At 42.2% G+C, this 3,134-nt stretch carries 3 protein-coding genes; all 3 read left to right on the plus strand.

Features of this window, described 5'->3' with window-relative positions:
* Positions 1-1,100 (plus strand): TonB-dependent siderophore receptor (locus ACEW80_RS17540; protein ID WP_373527822.1); only part of this gene is annotated, 1,100 nt, incomplete at its 5' end.
* Between the two features lie 80 nt (positions 1,101-1,180).
* Complete coding sequence (locus ACEW80_RS17545) at positions 1,181-1,747, plus strand: hypothetical protein (RefSeq protein ID WP_373527823.1); 567 nt, start codon at positions 1,181-1,183, stop codon at positions 1,745-1,747.
* Positions 1,748-2,305: 558 nt separating this feature from the next.
* Positions 2,306-3,079: an AMIN domain-containing protein gene (locus tag ACEW80_RS17550; RefSeq protein ID WP_373527824.1), complete on the plus strand. Its 774-nt coding sequence runs from the start codon at positions 2,306-2,308 to the stop codon at positions 3,077-3,079.
* The last annotated feature ends 55 nt before the right edge of the window (positions 3,080-3,134 follow it).

Here is a 3,134-nt window from a genome sequence, read left to right on the forward strand (position 1 = left end):
GATTTACAAGAGTTCCCGAAGACAGTCAAGTTTATTCTTTGCAAACAGATTTGATAGGCAACTTCAATACTGGATCTGTAAAACATCAACTGCTTCTGGGTTTCGAGTTGAGCAGAAGTATTAGTGAATACGAGTTCGGCATAGTAGCTTCCTTCCCTTCAATTGATATTTTCAATCCTGTTTATGGCTCTCCAATTCCAACAAATTTTGATGAAGGTTTTGGTGCTAAAACAACCACTGATAATGTAGGGCTTTATTTGCAGGATCAGGTGACATTGCTGCCAAATCTTAAATTGCTAATCGGCGGCAGATTTGATTTTGTCAATTCTAATGTCGAAAACTTTCCAGACCTGATCAATGGCAGTGATTCAGAAACATCTAATTCTTACAATGAAGCCTTTTCACCCCGTGTTGGATTGGTTTACCAACCTATAGAACCGATTTCGCTGTATACAAGTTACAGTCGCTCCTTTGTGCCAAACAGTGCTAGAACAGCTACTGGAGAGCTACTAGAACCTACACGCGGTACGCAGTACGAAGTCGGAATCAAAGCTGAACTTTTAGATGACAGACTTTCAACAACGTTGGCAGCTTATGAAATTACAAAAACAAACGTAGCTACGACCAATCCTAACGATACTGATTTTTCTATTGCTGCTGGAGAAGTTAAGAGTCGAGGCATTGAATTGGATATCGCCGGGCAACTTGCCCCCGGCTGGAACATTATTGCATCCTATGGCTTAAACGATTCCTTCGTCAGCAAGGACAACAGCATTCCTGAAGGCGACAGACTGGTGAATGCCCCCAGGAACAGTGCCAGTTTGTGGACAACTTATGAAATTCAGGGCGGTAGCTTGCAAGGTTTAGGTTTTGGCGCGGGACTGTTTTTCGTTGGCGATCGCGCAGCCGAACTCCCAAACACAATCACCATTCCTTCTTATGTCAGAACCGATGCCACTATCTTCTATCGACGCGACAATTGGCGGACTGCACTTAACTTCAAAAATCTGTTTGACATTAAATACTACGACTCACAGGGATTCTTGCTTTACCCCGGAGCGCCTTTGACTGTCCTCGGTTCAGTGTCAGTTGAATTTTGATGCCATGCTTGGTGCATTAATCCAACCCTGCAATTAGTTACTAATTCAGATTTTTCTCAAGTAATTTTCAGGAATAGATCATGAAAAATTTTCCTAGTTTTTGTCTTGCTGTGATCGCTACCTTTTTAATCGCCAATGAACTGGCGCAAGCACTTGAGACGCAGATCGTCTCCCCGAATGCCTATAAAGTTCCTTATCTAGGATTTGATGGCGTTTTTAATTTGAACGCAGAACAGGAATCTGTAAAAGATCCGCGCAACCCGAAAGTAATCGCAATCTCCAAAATGGAGAAGTTCACCTTCTACAAAGATGCAGCAAAGAAAACACCAATTGCGCGGGACTGCCATTATACCTACATGGGTGCTACACCCGATCCCAAGTATTACTCTCAGTCCAAAAGCGCCGTTTGGGATTTGTTTGAGTTGAAGTCGGAAGAAAAGCAGGATTTAGCCTGCAACAAGTTCAAGTATCTTGCTCTCACTGCACCCCATGATGAACCGATACATATGCACTTTCGGTATGGTGACGAGCAGTCCAACTTTGAGGCACTTCTGAAGATGAGTAACGCGATCGCCGAACCCGCTAAATTCAATCCTTGGTTCGCGACTTATTGTGGTGGTGGTAAAACTAAGTGTGGAGGGGGATAGACACATAAGCTGTATCTACTTGTAGCAAAACCAATGCCAAGGAATTTTAAACAATGAGATTAGCAAAACGGGCGATCGCTCTTTTTGTTACAAGTTTTTGGTTAATTGATGCTTTAACAGACGGCAAGCCACGCCCAAAAATCTCAAATTCCTCGTTATGTCACTAAGTTAGTAACAAATAGTATTGTCAATAATTACATATTATATAAAAATAAATATTGAGAATAATTTTCAACTAAGCTCTGTTGATTTCTTATAGTAATCTGGCAATAAAGGCGCATGGGTAAATAAATGAAATTGAAGCAATCAGCTTGGGCATCATTCTTATCAGATTCTATTATGGTTTCGATGACCAATGCAGTTCAAGGAAAAAAGCTCCGTCCATTTAGACGATCGCACCATAAATGCGAAAAATATTCAACAACTAGCTTTATTATTAGTCTAGTTTCTATGCATATTTGAGCGAGGGACTGGCAGCGCTATTGTTTTTGCCACAAGAGCGATCGCTTCCTCACAAATGTATTAATTCCTATTTATTTTGATGTGAGTCAATAGAGCATGAAATCGCAATTATTACCTTCTTTTTTGCTAGCAGGAGCAGTAATTTTAATCTCGCAGCCAGTATTTGCCCAGGCTATACAAATTACTGGAGTGAAGCTGAATCCAACCCAAAATGGAATTGAAGTAATTTTAGAAACTTCAGCAGGGGAACAGTTACAAGTATTACCAAGAATTGATGGCAATAACTATATTGCAGACATCCCAAATACACAACTGCTCCTACAAGGTAGCAATGCGTTTCGCCAAGATAACCCAACGGAGGGCATTACCTTAGTAACAGTAACAAATGCTACTAAGGGCATTCGAGTAACAGTGACAGGTTCCAAAGTTGTGCCAACGGTTGAGATATTTGATAGTGACGACGGTTTAATTTTTAGCTTCACGCCCGCCGTGTCCTCCACACAATCACAACAACCACCGCAAAAGCCACCAGACACTCCTCAGCCAGGAAGTGAGACGCAGCAGGAGACAACGCAACTAGGTGATGAAACGCCAGCAACGCCTGAAGTAATTGAGCGAGGAAGTGAAACACAGCAAGGTGAAACCTCGGCGGATGAGAATGAGTTGATTGAAATTGTGGTGACGGGCGAGCAAGAAGATAATAATTATTTCGTCCCCGATGCTACGTCGGCAACGCGAACCGATACACCAATACTCGATACTCCTCAGTCAGTTCAGACAATTCCCCCAGGGATAATTCATTCTAGAAGTAAAAATAGCTTGTCGATGTCATGGGCAAGAAATCGTTCCGCCTTGGTGAGAGAATCATAACCGCCCAGACGAGCGAGATTGATGGCAATATTGCGGATAATAGACCAATTGGCGG

The sequence above is a fragment of the Nostoc sp. genome (assembly GCF_041747015.1).
In the GTDB taxonomy this organism is placed as follows: Bacteria; Cyanobacteriota; Cyanobacteriia; order Cyanobacteriales; family Nostocaceae; genus Nostoc.